General features: G+C 59.1%; 18 protein-coding genes. All 18 read right to left on the bottom strand.

Annotated elements, in window-relative coordinates; translation table 11 throughout:
• The 18 genes from QWU00_RS11595 to QWU00_RS11510 all read right to left on the bottom strand — a co-directional run bounded on the left by QWU00_RS11595 (position 1) and on the right by QWU00_RS11510 (position 16,891).
• A complete protein-coding gene (locus QWU00_RS11595) occupies positions 1–789 on the bottom strand; it encodes a hypothetical protein (RefSeq protein WP_035377013.1) in 789 nt (262 codons plus the stop codon).
• Positions 786–3,302, bottom strand: coding sequence for an SGNH/GDSL hydrolase family protein (locus QWU00_RS11590; protein WP_035377012.1), 2,517 nt, complete (start codon positions 3,300–3,302; stop codon positions 786–788). Before QWU00_RS11590 ends, QWU00_RS11595 begins: the two co-directional genes overlap by 4 nt.
• Positions 3,299–3,616, bottom strand: a complete 318-nt coding sequence (locus QWU00_RS11585; RefSeq protein ID WP_035377011.1) for a hypothetical protein — start codon at positions 3,614–3,616, stop codon at positions 3,299–3,301. Before QWU00_RS11585 ends, QWU00_RS11590 begins: the two co-directional genes overlap by 4 nt.
• Positions 3,616–4,254 carry a hypothetical protein gene (locus QWU00_RS11580; protein ID WP_304651044.1) on the bottom strand — a complete coding sequence of 213 codons (639 nt, stop codon included), beginning with the start codon at positions 4,252–4,254 and terminating at the stop codon, positions 3,616–3,618. The genes QWU00_RS11585 and QWU00_RS11580 overlap by 1 nt, the downstream gene beginning before the upstream one ends.
• On the bottom strand, positions 4,251–5,654 hold the full coding sequence (locus tag QWU00_RS11575; RefSeq protein ID WP_304651043.1) for a hypothetical protein: 1,404 nt from the start codon (positions 5,652–5,654) through the stop codon (positions 4,251–4,253). The genes QWU00_RS11580 and QWU00_RS11575 overlap by 4 nt, the downstream gene beginning before the upstream one ends.
• Positions 5,654–6,196: a putative phage tail protein gene (locus QWU00_RS11570; RefSeq protein WP_052051262.1), complete on the bottom strand. Its 543-nt coding sequence runs from the start codon at positions 6,194–6,196 to the stop codon at positions 5,654–5,656. Before QWU00_RS11570 ends, QWU00_RS11575 begins: the two co-directional genes overlap by 1 nt.
• Positions 6,193–7,266, bottom strand: coding sequence for a baseplate J/gp47 family protein (locus tag QWU00_RS11565; protein WP_035379120.1), 1,074 nt, complete (start codon positions 7,264–7,266; stop codon positions 6,193–6,195). The genes QWU00_RS11570 and QWU00_RS11565 overlap by 4 nt, the downstream gene beginning before the upstream one ends.
• Positions 7,263–7,715 carry a phage GP46 family protein gene (locus QWU00_RS11560; RefSeq protein ID WP_052051263.1) on the bottom strand — a complete coding sequence of 151 codons (453 nt, stop codon included), beginning with the start codon at positions 7,713–7,715 and terminating at the stop codon, positions 7,263–7,265. The genes QWU00_RS11565 and QWU00_RS11560 overlap by 4 nt, the downstream gene beginning before the upstream one ends.
• 77 nt (positions 7,716–7,792) lie before the next feature.
• On the bottom strand, positions 7,793–8,383 hold the full coding sequence (locus QWU00_RS11555) for a phage baseplate assembly protein V (protein ID WP_052051264.1): 591 nt from the start codon (positions 8,381–8,383) through the stop codon (positions 7,793–7,795).
• On the bottom strand, positions 8,380–9,729 hold the full coding sequence (locus QWU00_RS11550) for a phage baseplate assembly protein (RefSeq protein WP_035379122.1): 1,350 nt from the start codon (positions 9,727–9,729) through the stop codon (positions 8,380–8,382). The genes QWU00_RS11555 and QWU00_RS11550 overlap by 4 nt, the downstream gene beginning before the upstream one ends.
• Positions 9,726–11,150 carry a DNA circularization N-terminal domain-containing protein gene (locus tag QWU00_RS11545; protein ID WP_052051265.1) on the bottom strand — a complete coding sequence of 475 codons (1,425 nt, stop codon included), beginning with the start codon at positions 11,148–11,150 and terminating at the stop codon, positions 9,726–9,728. The genes QWU00_RS11550 and QWU00_RS11545 overlap by 4 nt, the downstream gene beginning before the upstream one ends.
• Positions 11,147–13,324 carry a phage tail tape measure protein gene (locus QWU00_RS11540; protein WP_052051266.1) on the bottom strand — a complete coding sequence of 726 codons (2,178 nt, stop codon included), beginning with the start codon at positions 13,322–13,324 and terminating at the stop codon, positions 11,147–11,149. Before QWU00_RS11540 ends, QWU00_RS11545 begins: the two co-directional genes overlap by 4 nt.
• 138 nt (positions 13,325–13,462) lie before the next feature.
• On the bottom strand, positions 13,463–13,810 hold the full coding sequence (locus QWU00_RS11535; protein WP_035379124.1) for a hypothetical protein: 348 nt from the start codon (positions 13,808–13,810) through the stop codon (positions 13,463–13,465).
• Positions 13,807–14,169, bottom strand: a complete 363-nt coding sequence (locus QWU00_RS11530; protein WP_035379126.1) for a phage tail tube protein — start codon at positions 14,167–14,169, stop codon at positions 13,807–13,809. The genes QWU00_RS11535 and QWU00_RS11530 overlap by 4 nt, the downstream gene beginning before the upstream one ends.
• 1 nt (position 14,170) lies before the next feature.
• Positions 14,171–15,658: a hypothetical protein gene (locus tag QWU00_RS11525; protein WP_035379128.1), complete on the bottom strand. Its 1,488-nt coding sequence runs from the start codon at positions 15,656–15,658 to the stop codon at positions 14,171–14,173.
• The gene (locus tag QWU00_RS11520) at positions 15,655–15,861 is read right to left on the bottom strand and encodes a hypothetical protein (RefSeq protein ID WP_035379130.1); all 207 of its coding nucleotides are present in this window, start codon (positions 15,859–15,861) and stop codon (positions 15,655–15,657) included. The genes QWU00_RS11525 and QWU00_RS11520 overlap by 4 nt, the downstream gene beginning before the upstream one ends.
• On the bottom strand, positions 15,858–16,523 hold the full coding sequence (locus tag QWU00_RS11515; RefSeq protein WP_166443783.1) for a hypothetical protein: 666 nt from the start codon (positions 16,521–16,523) through the stop codon (positions 15,858–15,860). Before QWU00_RS11515 ends, QWU00_RS11520 begins: the two co-directional genes overlap by 4 nt.
• A complete protein-coding gene (locus QWU00_RS11510; protein WP_081939005.1) occupies positions 16,469–16,891 on the bottom strand; it encodes a gp436 family protein in 423 nt (140 codons plus the stop codon). Before QWU00_RS11510 ends, QWU00_RS11515 begins: the two co-directional genes overlap by 55 nt.
• Positions 16,892–16,893 lie beyond the last annotated feature (2 nt).

Below are 16,893 nucleotides of genomic sequence, written 5' to 3'. Positions count from 1 at the left end.
TCAGAGCGTGACGCCGTTAATGCTGGACTGCCAGCGGCGCTCAATATCGACAACGGCCTGCAGATCATCATCAGATAAGGCGGTATCAAATATCCCGGCACACAAGATGTCTGCGTGATCCACCAGACCACCATTGGACGCAATAAATGTCGTACCAACCGCAAAATTAGGAGTGGCGGGCAGCAGAGGGATCGTGTTGTCGGATGTAATGGTCTTGGTTGTGCCGGTCGTATGGTTGCTGATAATCGCCGTGTAGCCTTTTTGCCCAACGCCCGTCAGCCGCACAGAATGCAGATTCCACGCTTGCCCCTGAGCCGTGGTGATCAGGTCTCCCCCCATCTGATTGCTGGACCCGGTTTCGCTCTCGACTGCCCACAGCACTGGCAAATCCTGCGTCTGATCATAGGTGTCGTGGCCAAAGAGGATACCTTGCCATTTGCCGGATGCATCTGTGTAGTAGTTGGATATGAGAGGCGCGACGTGGAAACCTCCAGTTGCCTGCGCAGGCTTACGGGCGGCCACCAGCAGGGTGCAATCCCCAGCCATTGATGCAGGCGTAACAATGCCCGTAGCGCTCCCCGCTGCCGGGAGATAAGACGGCGGACCAGCAACAACCGCAGGCGCTCCCACAGCAACAGCCGCCCTCTTGCCGCCCTCGGCCAGGTTGCTCAGAGCATCACTGACAAAGCGATTATAATATACTGGCTGACGTGCAATCGGCAGCAGGATGCCAACCAACCCCCGCGCTGCTGTCTGGCCAATAATGGTGTGTGTCTGCACAACGGTCATGGGTTGAGCCCCTCAAAATATGTGTTGATTGCGTCCGCCACAACAGAGGCCAGGCATCTGTCCCCAGCACGTGTGGGGTGCACGCCATCTGCGTGCCACAGGACGGCATCGGTATGGTCAGCCAACGGGCGACCGGATGTGAAAGGGTTGATCAGCGTCACATGCTGACCAAAATATCCGCTGGCCGTTGCACCCTGCCATGTCAGCTGATTTTCCATCGGGGCCTCGGAAATCAGGAACACATGACGCGCCCCCGCCGCAACAACACCGTCAATCAACGTCTTGATGCGTGCATGCACCGAATAGTCTGATCCGCCGATGCGCCCAAAATCATTAACGCCCAACCATAGGGTGCAGAGTGTTGGGACCGCAGAGCCAGAGAGGGCGGCCTGGATTGACGCCAGCGTGTAATTGACCGCGTCTCGCGTGGTCGATCCCGATACCGCAACATTGTAGATATCTGCAGGATCATCCAGATAATCTGGCAACATCGTGGGCCAGCACGCGCCATCCTGATTGAGAAAACCGGCTGTCCGGCTGTCTCCTATGCAGATAACACGGTAGGCCGTCTGGGGCGCAAACCCGTATCTGAGCGCAGACCGACGTGTCAGCAGATCCGCCTGTGCCTGTGTCATTGCGGATGTCAGAGCAATCAGTCCGACACACTGGATATTGGCAGCATAGGACAAGCCATCACCGCTCCCTATGCTCAGGCCGGTTAAATCCCCAGCCAGGGCTGCTGCTGTCACAGTGACAGGGTCGGGCGTTGATCCGTGCCAGACAGTAACAGTATCCTTGCCCGCAGCAGATATGCCCATCACACCCGGATTAGACGACTGCATCAGGTGGCCGGGTTGGAGCACGGCTCCGTCCCACAGCCCCAAATGGGCGTCCTCGTCTATCCCTGACACGGTCGCAATCCGCGCAGTGCCTGATCCAACAGATATGGCCGATATACGATCATCCCCGGAGCAGTTGGTCCCTGATGCCCGCCCAACCGCACACACGGTAAACGTGCCAGCGCCAAACGAGATATCCGCATTGGCTAACCGCAGCGGCACGGCGGCCCCGGTTGTGTCAAAACTGATGCATGGACGTCCGTTGACCTGTGCCTGACCAATACGCGGAGCGCTCGCTCCGGAGGGAACAGTCAGATGATGGCCGCCACCGCTCTGATCATACCATCGGCTAACGGTCGCACTGGTCCCGGCGTCAGCCAATGCCAACACCGTATCCAGTGCAATCTGGTCCAGGCGTCCATCTGCCCCAACGGCCACAGTCGTCGTGACCGGAGCAGCGGCCACAGTCGTAACCACGTCAATCGCAGGCCCTGTATATCCGCTGACCATGGCATCCAGTCCGTACGCAGCGGCAAGAGCCGACCCAAATCCTGCCGCAAGCGGTGCAGCGGCTTGGTCCGTAAGGACATCCCAACAGGCAGCGTCCTGGGCATCGTAGAGGCTACGATAGAGAGCCCCGTCATACAGCCACAGAGATCCAGCCCCAAACCCCCGCGATGCGCAGTCCCCTACGCCAGGACCGCGTGCCAGCAGTCGGCGCGCTATAGGCGATGGTGACGGGCCTGCATCGTCCAGACCGGGCCAGGTGCGCGATGAGCTGTTATCCAGGACACTCCCCAGATCATCCAGCAGGATCATCCCCGCACCGGACAGAGCCCCTGGCTCAAACTTATGCGGACCAACCCGAGCCCGCACACCCGGAAAAATCGGAGATCCATCAGCCTGGATGCCAGCCAGAATCTCGGCAAATGCATTAAGCCAAGCTACTGCCCATAGCTGTGATCCACCCCCGCCTGTCTTGATCCCGGCAACGGTAATATCCCGCAGGGCCGTGATGGATTTTGCAATGGCTGGCCAGACGGCGCGCGAATAATATTGCCATTGGCCGCCAAAAAACCAGGCGGCATCGCCAACATCCCATTTGGCGTTGCCATCCAGAGCAGTATTGCCCGCCACACTCACGTAATAGACGTCGCCCTCAGTCCCGGTGCCACTGGTGAGCTGGGGGTTGTTGGCGCTGGCATCCCACCACCCGCGCTCATGTAGCGGGGCGATACCGGCCTGAGCGGCTGTGATCAGCACCTTGGCGGCAGTTGATTCTGCACTCACTCCAGAGAGAGCCTGTTGCGCAGATTGCAGTAACGGCAACGCCTGTGTCACCGCAGCCTGTGCCACCTGAGCGGACTGGCCAGCGCCCGCTTTTGCCTGCTCCGCAGTCTGTGCTGATCCAGCCGCAGATTTTACGCTCAGGGCGATATCGTCAAAATTGCTGCCAATCGTCGTCGCTGCCCGCATCGCCGCAAGCTGCACCACCGCGTCCAATGGCGCTTTGATCGTGCTCTTGTCAGACATGGTAAACACGAGGTTGCCTGCAGCATCCACAACCACAGATGACACACTCAACCCCGGATCACCCTTGGTCCCAGGGGCGCTCCCGGCAATAGTTACAGCCAACGGTCCATTTGACCGCATCGGATCAATAACCGCGCTCATTGTGTTACCCTATCAACCACAGCAATCGTGATGGTCTGTGTCTGCATTATGGTGCCGTCCAGGTCCGTAAACTGCACATCCGTGCGCAGCACCGTGAGGGGCCAACCGCTTGTGTCTCCCGGATAGGCCAGCGTGTAGGTGCCTGGCTGATCCGGCACCACACTGGCCTCCAGCGGAGCAATCAGCGTGTTTTGTGCATCGCGCAGATCCGCAGCCACACGCACACGGCCCAGATCAACCGGCACGCCTGTGCGGTCCTGGACAATGCACGTGATCAAAAACGTCGTGCCGCGCTTGAAGGTAAAGTCCGCCATCAGCTCGCGGGCTCCGCTGGCAGCGTGGTGGAGGTGGTATCCTTGCCATCAGCAATCGCCTTGAGCGCCTGCTGATACGCCACCCACGCCTCAGGCACCGTTGCGCCAAGGCTGCCAAATTTGGCCCATGTCTGCCCAGGCACGCCTGACAATACCATCTGCGCCTGCAGGGCGATGGGCACAGGCGGCACATAATCAATGATCTTGCCGTCCTGCACACCGCGTCCATTACGCCGGTAAGACTGGTCCGCCCAATCCGTGGCAGATACAGCCAGCAGGTTACTGATATCGGGCGCTCCGGTCAGGTCAGACCACTCCCACATATCCGTCCAAGATATGACCTTGGTCGGCTGGGAAGCGGACGCATCATACTCCGCATAATACCGGTCCGGATACAGCAGCGCTCCATCCTGGACGTGCAGGGAGAGAGCCGTCTGTGCCAAGGCCCACTGATCAGTCGTCAGCGCCACCATATCGGCTGCTGCGGGCAGTGCATTGACAACCGTGGCATCTGCCAGCGTATCAATCAGCGCCGTCACCGGTGTGATCCCGGCGGCGGTGCGGTCATATTGCGCATAATACCGCGCCGGATACGCGGACGCGATCAGCCCCGCACCGGTGAGAGTTGTGTCCGTCATGGTTTTGTTCCTGAGACGATGACAGCCACCTGCACGTTGGTACCCCCACCATTAATGTGCAGATAAGTGCCGTTGTTGTCGGGATTGTAGCCTTTACAGTTATAGTCCGTATTGGCCTCCGCCTGGACCGTGCAGGCATCAACTGAGCCCATTTTGGCGGGGAAGGTTATGTAATCCCCGGCATTTGCCGTAGCCCGGAAATGCTGGGTGCGCTTGCCATATGGGCTGTCATGGACACGACTATCGCCGCTGTTGAAATCAGCCTCATACGTCGAGATATCCAGCTTACCCGCCAGCCCGTTACTAAGCGCCGTATTGGTCGCGTAATCGCCTGCCGCCTGCTTGCCGTTGACCTGACTTTGCAGCCCGGAAATATCTGTCTGAATGGCGACCCGCACGCCCTCAATGTAAAACCATCCGCCAGCACCGCCGATAATCCTGATAGAGCCGTCAGCGCAGAGACGCATCACATTGTTATTGGCAGTCCCGGCATTGCTATACACATCCAGCACGCCATCGTTGCCAGTGCTGGTTGCCCGCATCCAGGTCGCATATCCGGGCGCATCTGTGTTGCTCATCATAAAGCTGCCAGCACCAATTGATACGGACAGCGCAGCCATGGCACCGGTGGCTTTATCGACTTTCTGACCCTGGAGATTGCTCTCAACCGTCGTGGCGCGGGTTGCCTCCGCCGCTACATCAGAGGCAAATGCAACAGTCCCCTTTGGGGTAATGATGTTGCCGTTCCAACTGAAATACCAATTATATCGGGCACCAGAGTAATCATATCCAAACAGATTGATCCCGGACTGGTTATTGGCCGCATCACTAACAATGTCGCCAATCTGCAGGCCGCCACAAAACGCACTGTTTGATGATGCGCTCGGGTTGCCAAAAGTGATCGGATTGGTCCACCTGAAAGACCCTTGGGCAGTCCCACCGTTAAAGCCGCCGCCCACGCCAACATTGAGCGCCCCTTTGACATTAAGCCACGCAACAATGCCACCAGACAGAGGCAAATAAGTGCCTGTGTAGGCAAAAACCCCGACCAGTTTGCCTGATACGTAAGCCGCCAGACCATTGGCGCTGTTGCCAATCTGGACCTTGTCATCCGTCAGACCTTCAATGCCGCCCTGCTGCACAGGGGTAAAACCAATTTCCGCAGATGCTGCCCGTTCATCAGCGATCTTACCGATCGCTTGATAGAGCTGCGTGTCATCATCGTTATCTGGCGTGATCCCTGCCTGCTTGACCGTATAAACCAGCTCATTACGCACCTGATTATGGTCAGCCGCTTCGATTTCAGTCCCTTTGACATGATTGGCATCGTCACGATTGGCATATTGCCTGCGGCCTTTGGTGTCCGTCACAAAACCATCAGTTTGTGTATAATCGACCATCAGGCAGCGTCCGCGTATTTGAAAACAAGGGTCGTGTGCGCAGGGCAAAGCCGCTGCATGGGGCACTCCAGTCCTGTTGATTTATCGGGAAGGGTCACGATCCAAAGGAACCGCAGGTCAGACGTGCCGTAGCGCGTCTCGCCGCACCGCACGCGGCCATGCACCGGGGTATCCGGCTCCTCAATCGTGATCGTGTAGCCAGCGGCCTGCGCCATTGCGGCAAAAAAAGCAGGCGTCACACCGGCACCGGCAACCCAGCGCTGATAGGCAAGCGCCTGCCGCTGCTCCAGCGTCAGATTGCCCTGGTCCCGCCCACATGGATCAGGACCAAGAACAGCCTCATAATCCGCTAGAAGCCCAACTGCCGTGCGCGGCGAAATCTCCTGTGCCAGACCGTCAATGTCGCCTTCCAGCGCCGCGAACGGTCCTGCAAAAGCCAGCAGAAACTTGGCCAGATTACCATCCGGACTGCGCTCAATGGCTCCGGGCGGCATCAGATCATGCAGCCATTCATCGCGGATCTGATCAGCCGTGCGGCTCATGCGCCACCCCGCCACTCTACCGCACCCAGCACGGCAATCTGGTTGTCCGCCAGTTGCTCATCCGCCGTAGGGGAAATCAGATCATTGCTGGTGCCGTTGATGGTGGTCAGCACAGCCACAATCTCAGCAACATACAGCTTGCCGCCAATACCCTTGGACGGATAATAGGCCGTCAGCTCAGCAGTAATCTGCTGGCGGGCTGATGTGGTATCCGGATTAAGCATCACGGCAGGACTGCGCTGCGCCAGTTGGGCTGCTGTCACCGTCACCTTGGCCGTCACAGGCCGCTTGGTATCAATATACGCCTGCACAGATGCAACCTGCGCATCTGTCGGCACAGCAGGACCAGCCATGGCAATGACAATGCCCACGGTGCCACGCCCATACGCCTCAGGGATCACCTTGACGTAAGCCGCGCCCGCATCCTTGGCCCAGCCCTCGTAGTCCGTAGGGGTGCCACCCGCCACCGGATTGCGGATCTTCGATATGATCCGCTCACGCCAGCTCTCAACGGCCTCAATCTCCGCGCCACCGGCCAGCCCCTGATCATCCACCACAACGGATGTCACACCCGCTACGGGAGAGACCAACGTCAACTCTGTTCCGGCTGCCAGATTGCCGACGGTCCCGGTGGTGTTGGCCTGCACGGGCACACTGCCGATAGCGCCAGCCGCAATGGTGGTCGCCGTGGTCACCAACCACTGCACACTGCCGTCAGACACCAGAGCCGTGCCAATGGGCAGCGTCACATCCGCGCTGACCGTGACCAGCACATTGCCAATGGCTCCGGTAGCTGGCTTGCGCGGCACGCCCCACTCTTCGGCGTGCTGGGACAGCAATCCGTCGTCGGTTGCCGTCGTCACCATCATTTCCAGCAATTGGTCGCGGATGGCGCTGTAAACTTCGGAAAGTGCCAGCGTCCACACAACGCCCAAAATCTGCTCCAGCGTATGGGGGGCATTGGGGTCCAGACGCACAACGGTGCCGTCTGCCGCCACAAACTGCTGCGCCAGCATGGAGGCGGCCAAACGCTGCGCCAGAGTGCGCGTTGTCGGGATCGCCCAGCTCATGCGGCTGCACTCACAGTGCGGGAGACCGAAACCGCGCCAATCGCGCTGGATATCTGCAGGATGCCACGGCCAACCAGGGTAGCGGTTACCGAGATGCTGACACCCCAATACGCCCGGATGCTGGCCAGGCTCTCATCCGCATAGCCAGCCCCCAGCAGACGGTCTGCCTCATCATATTTTCCGCGCGCCAGTAACCACAGCCGACTACCAAACCGGGTGTCGATCAGGATATCGCCAATCCAACCCCGGCGCGCCAGCAGGCCACCGGTCTGTGCTGGCAGCAGACTGATTTCATTTGGAAGGGTGTCATCAGATGCCGCACGCCGGTCGCATTGCAGCGCCAGTTGGGCGCATGTCGCCAGAGACGCATCAACCGCCAGCGTGCCACGCCCGCCAGCACCAGCCTGGACAACAAGATTCAGCCTGCCAGCAGCGTTTGACCGCATCATAAGGGTAGTTGGCGTCTCCATATCCCACCTGATGCGGGATTATGCGGGATTGTCGCAGGGCGGAAATGTTCGCCCTCTTATTTGGGTGGACTGGTTGGGCTACCTGCTGCGGCACTGGTGTGCGTGTGATCACGGAGACTGATGCCGTTGCCCACAACGTCCTTCTGGCCCGTAACTGTGCCAGATGCCGTCATGTCACCCTGGGCAATAATATCCTTGCTGACAGTCAGGGTGCCGGTCAGCGTCGCGCCATCCTTGTCTACCGTCAGGATGCTCTTGCCTGCAATACGCACCTCAAGCTGCTGAGCCGCGTCCACCCGGATAATCTTGCCATCCTTCAGATAGACTTTCTGCCCGGCGGCGTCATAGAGCACCGTTTCGCCTACCGCCAGATTGCCCATGCGGGAGGCTGAAGGATTGCTGGGCGGCAACGCAATCGGGTCGGCATGGTCACCGCCTGCGGCCACCACCGCCGTCACCGCGCCATCGTGCGGCACATGACTGCCGAACCCGAAGGGATAATGGACCGGCACCTTGCCGCGTGTGCGGCCATAATGGGTGTCCAGCGTCACCGTCTGGTTGGCTCCGCTGTCATCCACATCCCGCACAACCGCCCGGCTGATCAGCCCGCGCAGGGACATATACAGATCCCGCACGCTCCGGCTCATGCACCCCTCGCGGTGATCAGTCCACTCCGGCGCGTGCCTTTTTTAACCCGGTCATTGTCGCCGGTCAGATCATACGTGTCAGGGGGCACCACACTGATGCGTGTCTTATACCCGCTCTCATCATCCACGTAGGTGACAGCGCCAATCAGCATGTCCTGGTCAAGTCCGCTGTAAGGGTCATGCACATACACCAGGGCATTTGGTTTCCACCGCTCGCCGTTGCGTGCGGCCAGTCCTGCCACGGTGTAGATCCGCATCGTGCCATGCGCGCGTGTGGTGCGCATACGCCAGTCTGCCTGATCCTGCAGCGTCCATGGGCTGGCGTCCGTCCGGGGCTTGCGCGCTTTACGGGGCGCACGTCGGCTGCCCGCGTGATACGCCATTGGCGCAGGGCCAGCATCCGCGCTCAGCCCATGCGCAGTGCTGTCCAGTGGCACATCCGTGGCGGTCTGCGTCGCTTCAGATCCGCCAGACTGCGTTGCCGCCAGATAAACCGCAGGCCGATACCGCCGCACGGACGGATCTATGGCATGGCCATACCGCACCACGGCCATGCTCTCGGTCTTGGTGTGGCTTGGCGCAGCGGGGGCTGGCTCCGGCTTGTCAGTCAGTGGAGCAGCAGAGGCATCAAGCGCTGCTTTTTTGGGCCTTAAAACGCTCTTGAAAGCCCCTTTGATCCAGATGTCCGAGTAATGCTCCCGCACATCCACCTGCGCATCTATCTCTTCGATATTGTCCGCAACACGCAGATCCTCCGGCGCGCGCGTTGTCCCGGCCTTTGTCAGGCGCAGGCCACCAATCCCGTCAGACACCACCAGCACGCCCCGCTGACGGCTCAGTTTTTCGACTGTCTGCATGGTCCGCTCGCCAGGATCAACGGCGACCAGGGTAAACGGCGCGCCCGGATCAATCTCGCTTTCGACCGCTATGCCGTAAGGGCTGGCCAGCTTGCCCACCACCGTCACCAGATCAATCTGCCGATATTCGCCCGGCCCGGTAGGATTGGAGCAGCAATCCACCATGTCTCCCGTGACATCACGCCCGGATATAATGGCCTCAATCTGGCTGTCGGCCATACGCAACTGGATGTTGTCCACGTGGCCCTTCAGCACGGTTTCCCCACGGATTTTTATGGTCACTGGATCATGCTCACGCACCCGCGCAAACTCGGGTGCGTCTCCGCCAAGCGCATCAAAGGCCCGCTTTGTGTCGAGATAGGTGATCCGGAAAGCCCCGGCGATATCCGCCAGATCCCGGCCGACTTCGCACGCGCTCCATGTGCGCAGGGTCTGACCGTTAATCTGCACGGTCATCAGCCGCTCACGGACGGTCGTGCTCCCGCTCATGCCACGTCACCCGGTTGCAGCACACGGATCACACCTGGGCTGGTAACGGCAGGATGGCGCAGGCCGTTACGCTGCACCATGTCCGTCCAGACCTCCTCAACCTCGCTTGTGTTGTCACCTGCCACAGCATACGCCACCAGCCACGCGCTCATCTGGCGCGGCACAGTCACGGCAATCACGGCAGGCAGACGGCCCAGACGCTCGGAAATATCCGCCGTGATGGCGGCTTTGCAGTCCCGTATGGCTCCCAGCATGCCGCTGATCGGCACAGCAGCCCCGGCGGTGCCAGCCAGCGTCTCTATGTCATCAATCAGGGTGTCCAGCATGGCCAGCAGGCGGTCGCGCCATGTCAGCGCATCGTCCTGACTGGTATAGGACAGAGAGGATGCCGCAGCCACGGCCTGCGCTGCCGTCACCAGGGTGGATGCCATCATCAGCCCGCGCACGGATGCCGGATCAGCAGCCTGAGCCGCCGCTGTCTGCCCAGCGGTCCGCAAGGACTCTGTGGCCGTCATCAGCAGCGTGGTGGCAACGGCAGGATCAATATCATCCGCATCCACACCGCTCACCGCATCCGCAGGCGCAATGGCGGCGGATGCGGTGGGAGAGACTGCCTGAGCCACGGCGGCAGGCACGCCTGACAGCACCGTGGCGACACTGTCCGCGTAACTGGTGTCACTGTTGGCAACCGGCACCGGCACGCCAGCCGATAGAGCGGCCAGCGGTGCAGCAGCAGCCGTGCGCACCGGCAGAGCAGCCGTTGATCCGGTCGCGGCATCCCACACGCCCTGCGTCACGCCAATGGTGCTGGAGACGGCGCTTACCAGGGCAAGCGGCAATGTCAGCGTGGAGAGCACAGACCGGCAGGTCAGCACGGCCTGATCAACCAGGGCGTCCGCTTGCGTCAACACGCTGGTCAGCGTGTCCTCAATATCAGCAAACAGCCCCTTGCTGGTGGACTGCACAGGCACCCGCACAAACGTGGCCTGAAACCGCGCCATGCGGATCTCGCCGTCCGCAAAGGAGATCGTGCCCGTCTGCATCAGACGGCACTGGATCGCACCCCACCACGGATGCACCAGCGTCCCGGCACCGGCCTGCATCAGCGCGGTCCGCATCCGTTGCGCACGGATCACATAATCATCGCCAATGATCAGCCCGGAAACACGGATCATCCCGTCTAGGGAGCCGAAATCCTGCGCCCGGTAGTCATCACGCCCTGGGAACCACACCTGCAGGACACGCCGTCCGGCCTCGTCCTGCGAATTAGGCATCCAGAACGTCACGCCCCGCCACGCCGCAACAGACAGCGCACTCCCCACGGCCCCGCCAAGCAGGCCACCCAGCACATTGGTCTGGCTACCCAGAGACCCGGCGCCAAGGCCGGAAAGAGAGGTCAGCCCGGAAAGAGCCCCGCTCATGGCTGGGCCACCATGCGCCCACGGTCAGGCGATATGCTAACCAGCCCGCGCGGCCCGGATGTCTGCCGTACCTGCACTCCCGGATCGTGGCTCACATGCAGCCCAAACTGTCCGCCACCTGCCTCACCAGCCTGCGCACCAGGGGCAGCCGGAACCGCCGCTGGCACAGCCGGATGCGCCAGCCATTTGTCCATGGCCTGACCAATGGATGAGTGATCAAACCACTGATCCACCGCATGCAATGTCGCCAGAGGCTTTGAGAATATACCTTCGAAAGCGTGGCTGATTGCTGAGCCTATCGAGGATGCCCACCCAGTCACCCATGCTCCAAAAGCTGTAAAATAGCCTTTAATCGTGCCCCAGTTTTTATAGATGACAATGCCTGCGGCCACGACACCGGCTCCGACAGCCGCTACTCCTGCAACTACCCCCGCCGCCGCTAACGTTGTGGTTCCCAAAACAGCTGCCACCAGCCCGAATGCCGCCGTGAAGGGGATGGCAATTGCACCTATGGCACCCACGGTCGTGGATAGCAGAAGGAACGTGCCCACAGCCGCCAATACACCCGTAGTTGCGCCGGGTATGTGTTTATCCAGCCAGTCAAATCCATTAGCCAGACCATGGAGAGCCTTGGTGCCAATATTCATGATCGGCACAAACGCGGTGCCAATACGGCGCTCAACCTGCCCAAGAGCATCCTCAAATGCATGAAGTCTGATCAATGTGGATTTAAGGCCCGCATCAAAATCTTCATCAATCATTTTAGAAGAGGTATTTCCGATCCGGCCACGAATACGAAAATACTCAGGCAGATTTTTCAGAATGGCCGCAACACCCGCCTGATCCTGCTCATTATTGAACAACTGGGAGATGTAATGCGCCTGTGTGCGCATATCGCCAGTGCGCCGGATTTTTTCTAAAATAGCCTCAAGCGGGTCTAAGCCTTGATCAACCGCATTGTTCATGACCTTTTCAACATCAACACCCAGCACCTTGGAAAAACGCTGGCGTCCATGCTGCGTGGTCAGTGTCTGCATCATGGCACGTAGATTGGTCGTCGCTTGCCCTTCAGACCCTACACTTTTACGGATAACGGCGGTCATTGCTGCCATATCGCGTACACCCTGCATGCCGGTGACGCCTAGAAAAGACCCCTGAGCAGCAACTTCGGGGAAGAGAGATGCCAGCTTTTCCATTGGCAATGCTGACTCTTTACCCACACGCGCAACCATGGCCAGGGCACGCGGCATATCCTGATCAGAAATATGCATGCTGTGATTGAGGGTAAACGCTGTTTTGGCAACAGCTTCAGGGTCAGCATTATAGCCAGTCGAAATTTTTGCCACAGCGGGAACCATGGACATGATCTGCGGCAGCTTAAATCCTTCCATGGACAGGAAGGAGGCTGCCCCAACAAGATCCGTGCTGCGCTGTCCAGTGGCTCTCGCTATCGCATCAATTCTCCGCCCGAGGTCGCGGGCAAAGTCAGGATTTTGGGCAGTAGGCACACCAAGCGTAATGCCGATGTGTGTCAGGTCATTGTCATATTCGGCAGCGGCGTGAACAGGAGCCACAAACGCCATGCCAGTCATTGCCGCTCCCATGGCGGAATGCATGGCATGCTCGCCAGACTGCATGAAATGCTGGCCAGCGCCCCGAACGCGATCAAAATAGTCTCCGCCTTCAGGGCTGCTTGGTAACGAAGGCATTCTCGCCATTTCTGAGCCTGCCCGATACGCAGCCTGCGCCCGTTCCATGGCGGTGCTGACACGCGCGGCAGACGCTTCTGCTTCCGTGCCCATCCGCCCCAGCCCATTGGCAGCCTCTGCTGTAGCGGCACCGGTTGCTTCCAGCACCCCATTCATAGCCGTGACGCTCTCCGTCACTTCAGATGTCGTGGCTGTCGCCCGCGTCAGGGTTTCAGCAAGTGCTGTTGTGCCTTCAGCCGCAGCCTCGGTGGCTCCGGTCGTGCGTGTCAGTGTTTCATTAAGTTCAGTAGTGGCCCGCGTGGCACGGGCCACTGGCTCGGTCAGACCCTCAAAAGGATTGGTAACCTCTCGCAGGCGGTTGAGCGCAACATCAATGCGCTCCAGGACACCCTGAATTGCCTGTAGCGGCTCAGATGACCCAACAGCAAAATCCAGTTCAAATTTTGCTCTCAGATCATCAGCCATTTTGCGTCTGTCGTATTGCGTCTGCGCGGCGCTCAGCCAGCTTGCCAAGCGCCACAGCCCAGAACGCAACCCGCCTGGGCGTCATGTCCAGAAGTTCGGCTTCCGAAAAGCCCATCTCACTGCCAATGGCAGCCAGAATTACTGGCCAGTCGTCTGGCCACTCGCCAAAAAAGTGCTGGCTACACCGATCAGGAGCAGGAAGTCAGACGCTTCCACGTTATCCATGAATGCTTCGCCTTTCGGCCCCACAAGATCGGCAGACGCAAGCAGCAGCTTTTCCAGGCGCGACCCTTCTCCTGTGGCATCCAGCATGGACACCATGGAACGGCCTTTGACCCGCCCTAATGTGACAGATGTCAGCGGCGGCTCATCCTTGATCAGTTGCACTGATTGCGTCAGCTGCACGGTGTAAGAGCCGTCATCATTTTTCGTGACCCGGGGATCAGCCAAAGGGTCTTTTTTGGTCAGTTTGGAAGTATCGCTCACCAGCTTACAATTTCCTGAAACAGGCCCGCATTCCAGGTCACCGGCGCTTTGCCGCCCTGGTCGGACAGTGTGGGGTTATCGAGGATAAACGCGTCCGGCATCACGAAAGACTGCCCGGTATCACACCGCACCTGAAGCTCGCCTTCATCATCTGCGGTGAATGCACTCAGCTTCATGCCTTTTTTCAGCACCGGCGTTGCTTTCACTTCGCCTGCGGCAAAGCTCTGGTAACGCTGCACGGTGCTGCCGGTCACCTGCGTGTTGTTTTTGTAACCTGGCAATTTGATTGTACTGCCAGTCACGCATTCATACTGAACGCCTTTCCACCAGATCTCTATAATGCCTACGGTTTTGGCCATATTACACCTGCAATTCGAGGGAGTTGGCCACGACCATCAGGCTCCCCATACGGTTGATGATCAGGCTGGAATTCACACGGTTCCGATCTGTCGTATCGCGCTCAAATACAGCCTGCGGGCTCAGCGTATCCACGTCATCAATCCAGCCGTAATCCGCATAGATGGTGGACTGCCCAACCCATGAAAGCTGTAGCGTTGATGGCGTCACGACATTTGCCGCACTCACCTTTGCCAATCGCGATCCATCATCAGCCAGTTTTGCACGCGGATATGTGGTGGTGATGAAAGCGTTAAACTCATACCGCACACGGGATGCCACTTTGGGAGACATGATGTCCGTCCAGGTGTCATCCTTGGTGCCGGTGTCATCCACCAGATTGGTGGTCACAACCCGCTCCAGTTCAACCGCGCCACCCTGCTGCACATTGAACGTGCTCATACCGTTATTGAGTAGGACGTTGCGTGTGTCGTCGTCGTAATCGTCCGCATCATCAGGACCCCGCCCGGCAAGTGCGGTCAGAGCCAACGTACGCAACTGGCGCGCCGGATCTGTATTAAGAGCAGCTGAAGCAACAGCACATAACGATCCCGCAGCCTCCCACGGGGAAAACCGTGCGCGATTGGCAGGCAGAATACTGACAAACTTTGAGTTCTGGGTTTCGGAAAGGGCCAATGCCTGCCCATATGTGCCCCGCATACCCAGATAGACATGCGTATCCAGCTTAACCATGGCATTGAATCGGCGCGCCGTTTCCGTTGCAAACACAGACAGGTTTGGCTGGTCTGCCGTAATCCATGCGATATCAGTGTACCATGTGCGGCTGACCGTTGTCAGCGCAGGCGTCACATCAGGCACACCCGCGCCCTGCGTCGCCTGCACAATTGCCAATGCGGCACCAGAAACACCGTCGCCGTAGCGGCTGCTTTCCCGCACGTCGATATCGTTCGTCCAGGCCCCTTTGTCAGTGGCTGTCAGCGTCAGGATGCCGGTGGTGGCATCAACAACCAGAGCACAGCCGGTGGAGACAGAAAGCGCATCGGTCCAGGCGTCAGCAAGAGCGGCTCCAATCTGCACAACCGTCATGCCACTGGTCACAGTCGCCGGGACACGATAGCCATTGACTTCAAGCGCCACCGTGCCTGATGCCTTTGCAGGACCCGAGGGCGTAATTGTCCATACGGCAGAGGCAGCCCCGCTGGCAGGAGAGACCAGAATAAGGTCAGCAGCAGTATAAGGTGCGTCAGTCCGAAAGGCTGCAACCATATTGGCGGCAGCACTACCAGCTCCCGCCAATGCCGCCGCCTGCGATGCAGTGATGTATGGGTAAACAGTCAGAGGCATTCCACTGCCGTTTTCCCCCAGAACACCAATCAGCAAAACTTTGAGCGGCATGCCTGTCAGACTGGTGCTGCTCTTTAAGCCGCTCACCTGGGTGTAACTACCCGGCACCTTCCAGCCAGCGGGAACCTGATCAACAGTAATGGTCATTTCACGGCCACCTTATTGCTGGGCTCCGGCACCGCTGCAGCCGTGTCAGATACCTTGGGCTTCACCAGTTCCAGATCCCCGCTGCGAATATGCGCGCTCCAGAAAAAATCTTTTTCATCGACGGGAAACTCCCCGTCCGGGCATTTCCGGCCATGTTGGTCACGCACAACGCGCCCCTTGGCCACAGTTACACGCACGGTCATGCGTTTTCCCTCACATTCAAAATTGCCTGTGGCTGGGTGCTCCCATCCACGGTCCATATTTCAGCCAACCGCAGGAAATCTGGCAGTTTGTCAGTAAAAACGTCCGTATCCAGCCCCACGCCCTCAATCTGGATTTCCAGTTCAGCCAGCGCAGATTTCTCATCCAGCCAGTCAATCCCTGCCGGGCATATCTGGCGCGTCACGCGCATCGTTGCATCCAGACCAGGCACCGCCTCGCCATGAAGATAACCTATCGCCTGGGCAATCAGACCAAGCGTCCCGAAGCCCCAAAGCTCATTGTTGCCCAGCCACAGATCATCAACGCGTCTATGCTTGATCAGCAGGAAAACCGAAAAAACCAGCGTGCCACGAAAGGTCTGGCCATTTTTGGCTTCAGGAACCCATCCGCCAAACGTCATGGCAACACAGGACTTTCCCGATTGAATGCGCTTCCACGTTGACACCTGCGGAGAGGGCGGCAGGACACAGTGCGAATATCCGTCTGGATCGAAAGCCTCAGTCAATTTCTGCATGATGCCGACGAAGGCAACTTTCAGAACATTGCCATCCAGAAAATTTGGATACTGATCATCAGAAAACTGGCGCGCTACCACAGGCCATCCCCCCGAATGGAGGTCGGACGCGCCTGAAAGCGGGACCACGTATCGCTCTTGTCGGGCACAGCCGTGGCGTCCAGCGTGGCAGCACCAGAGCCGATATCAGAGAGCCATTTCAGGGCATCTTTGCGGCCCGTCTGGATCTGCAGCGCTGGCTCGCTATCATCCAACTGGCACAGCGCATACCGTGCCAGAGCACAGGTCGCATCCACCACCGGCAACTGGACAGGACGGACCGGCACCGCATAGCGCCGCTGCAGATAGCTATCCACCGCGGCAGAGGCACGCTCAAGCACACCGTTAATCTTGATCACGTCCATGACATCACGGTCCTGGTTGAGCGTACGCGTTGCATCAATCAACGCACGTTCCCCAAACCGCTCAATCATGTCCTGCACGGTGGCGTAAGCCATGG

It is taken from the genome of Acetobacter tropicalis (assembly GCF_030644465.1).
Classification (GTDB): Bacteria; Pseudomonadota; Alphaproteobacteria; order Acetobacterales; family Acetobacteraceae; genus Acetobacter; species Acetobacter tropicalis.
The sequence above is the reverse complement of the archived record's forward strand: the minus strand, read 5'-3'. Positions and strand labels throughout refer to the sequence as shown.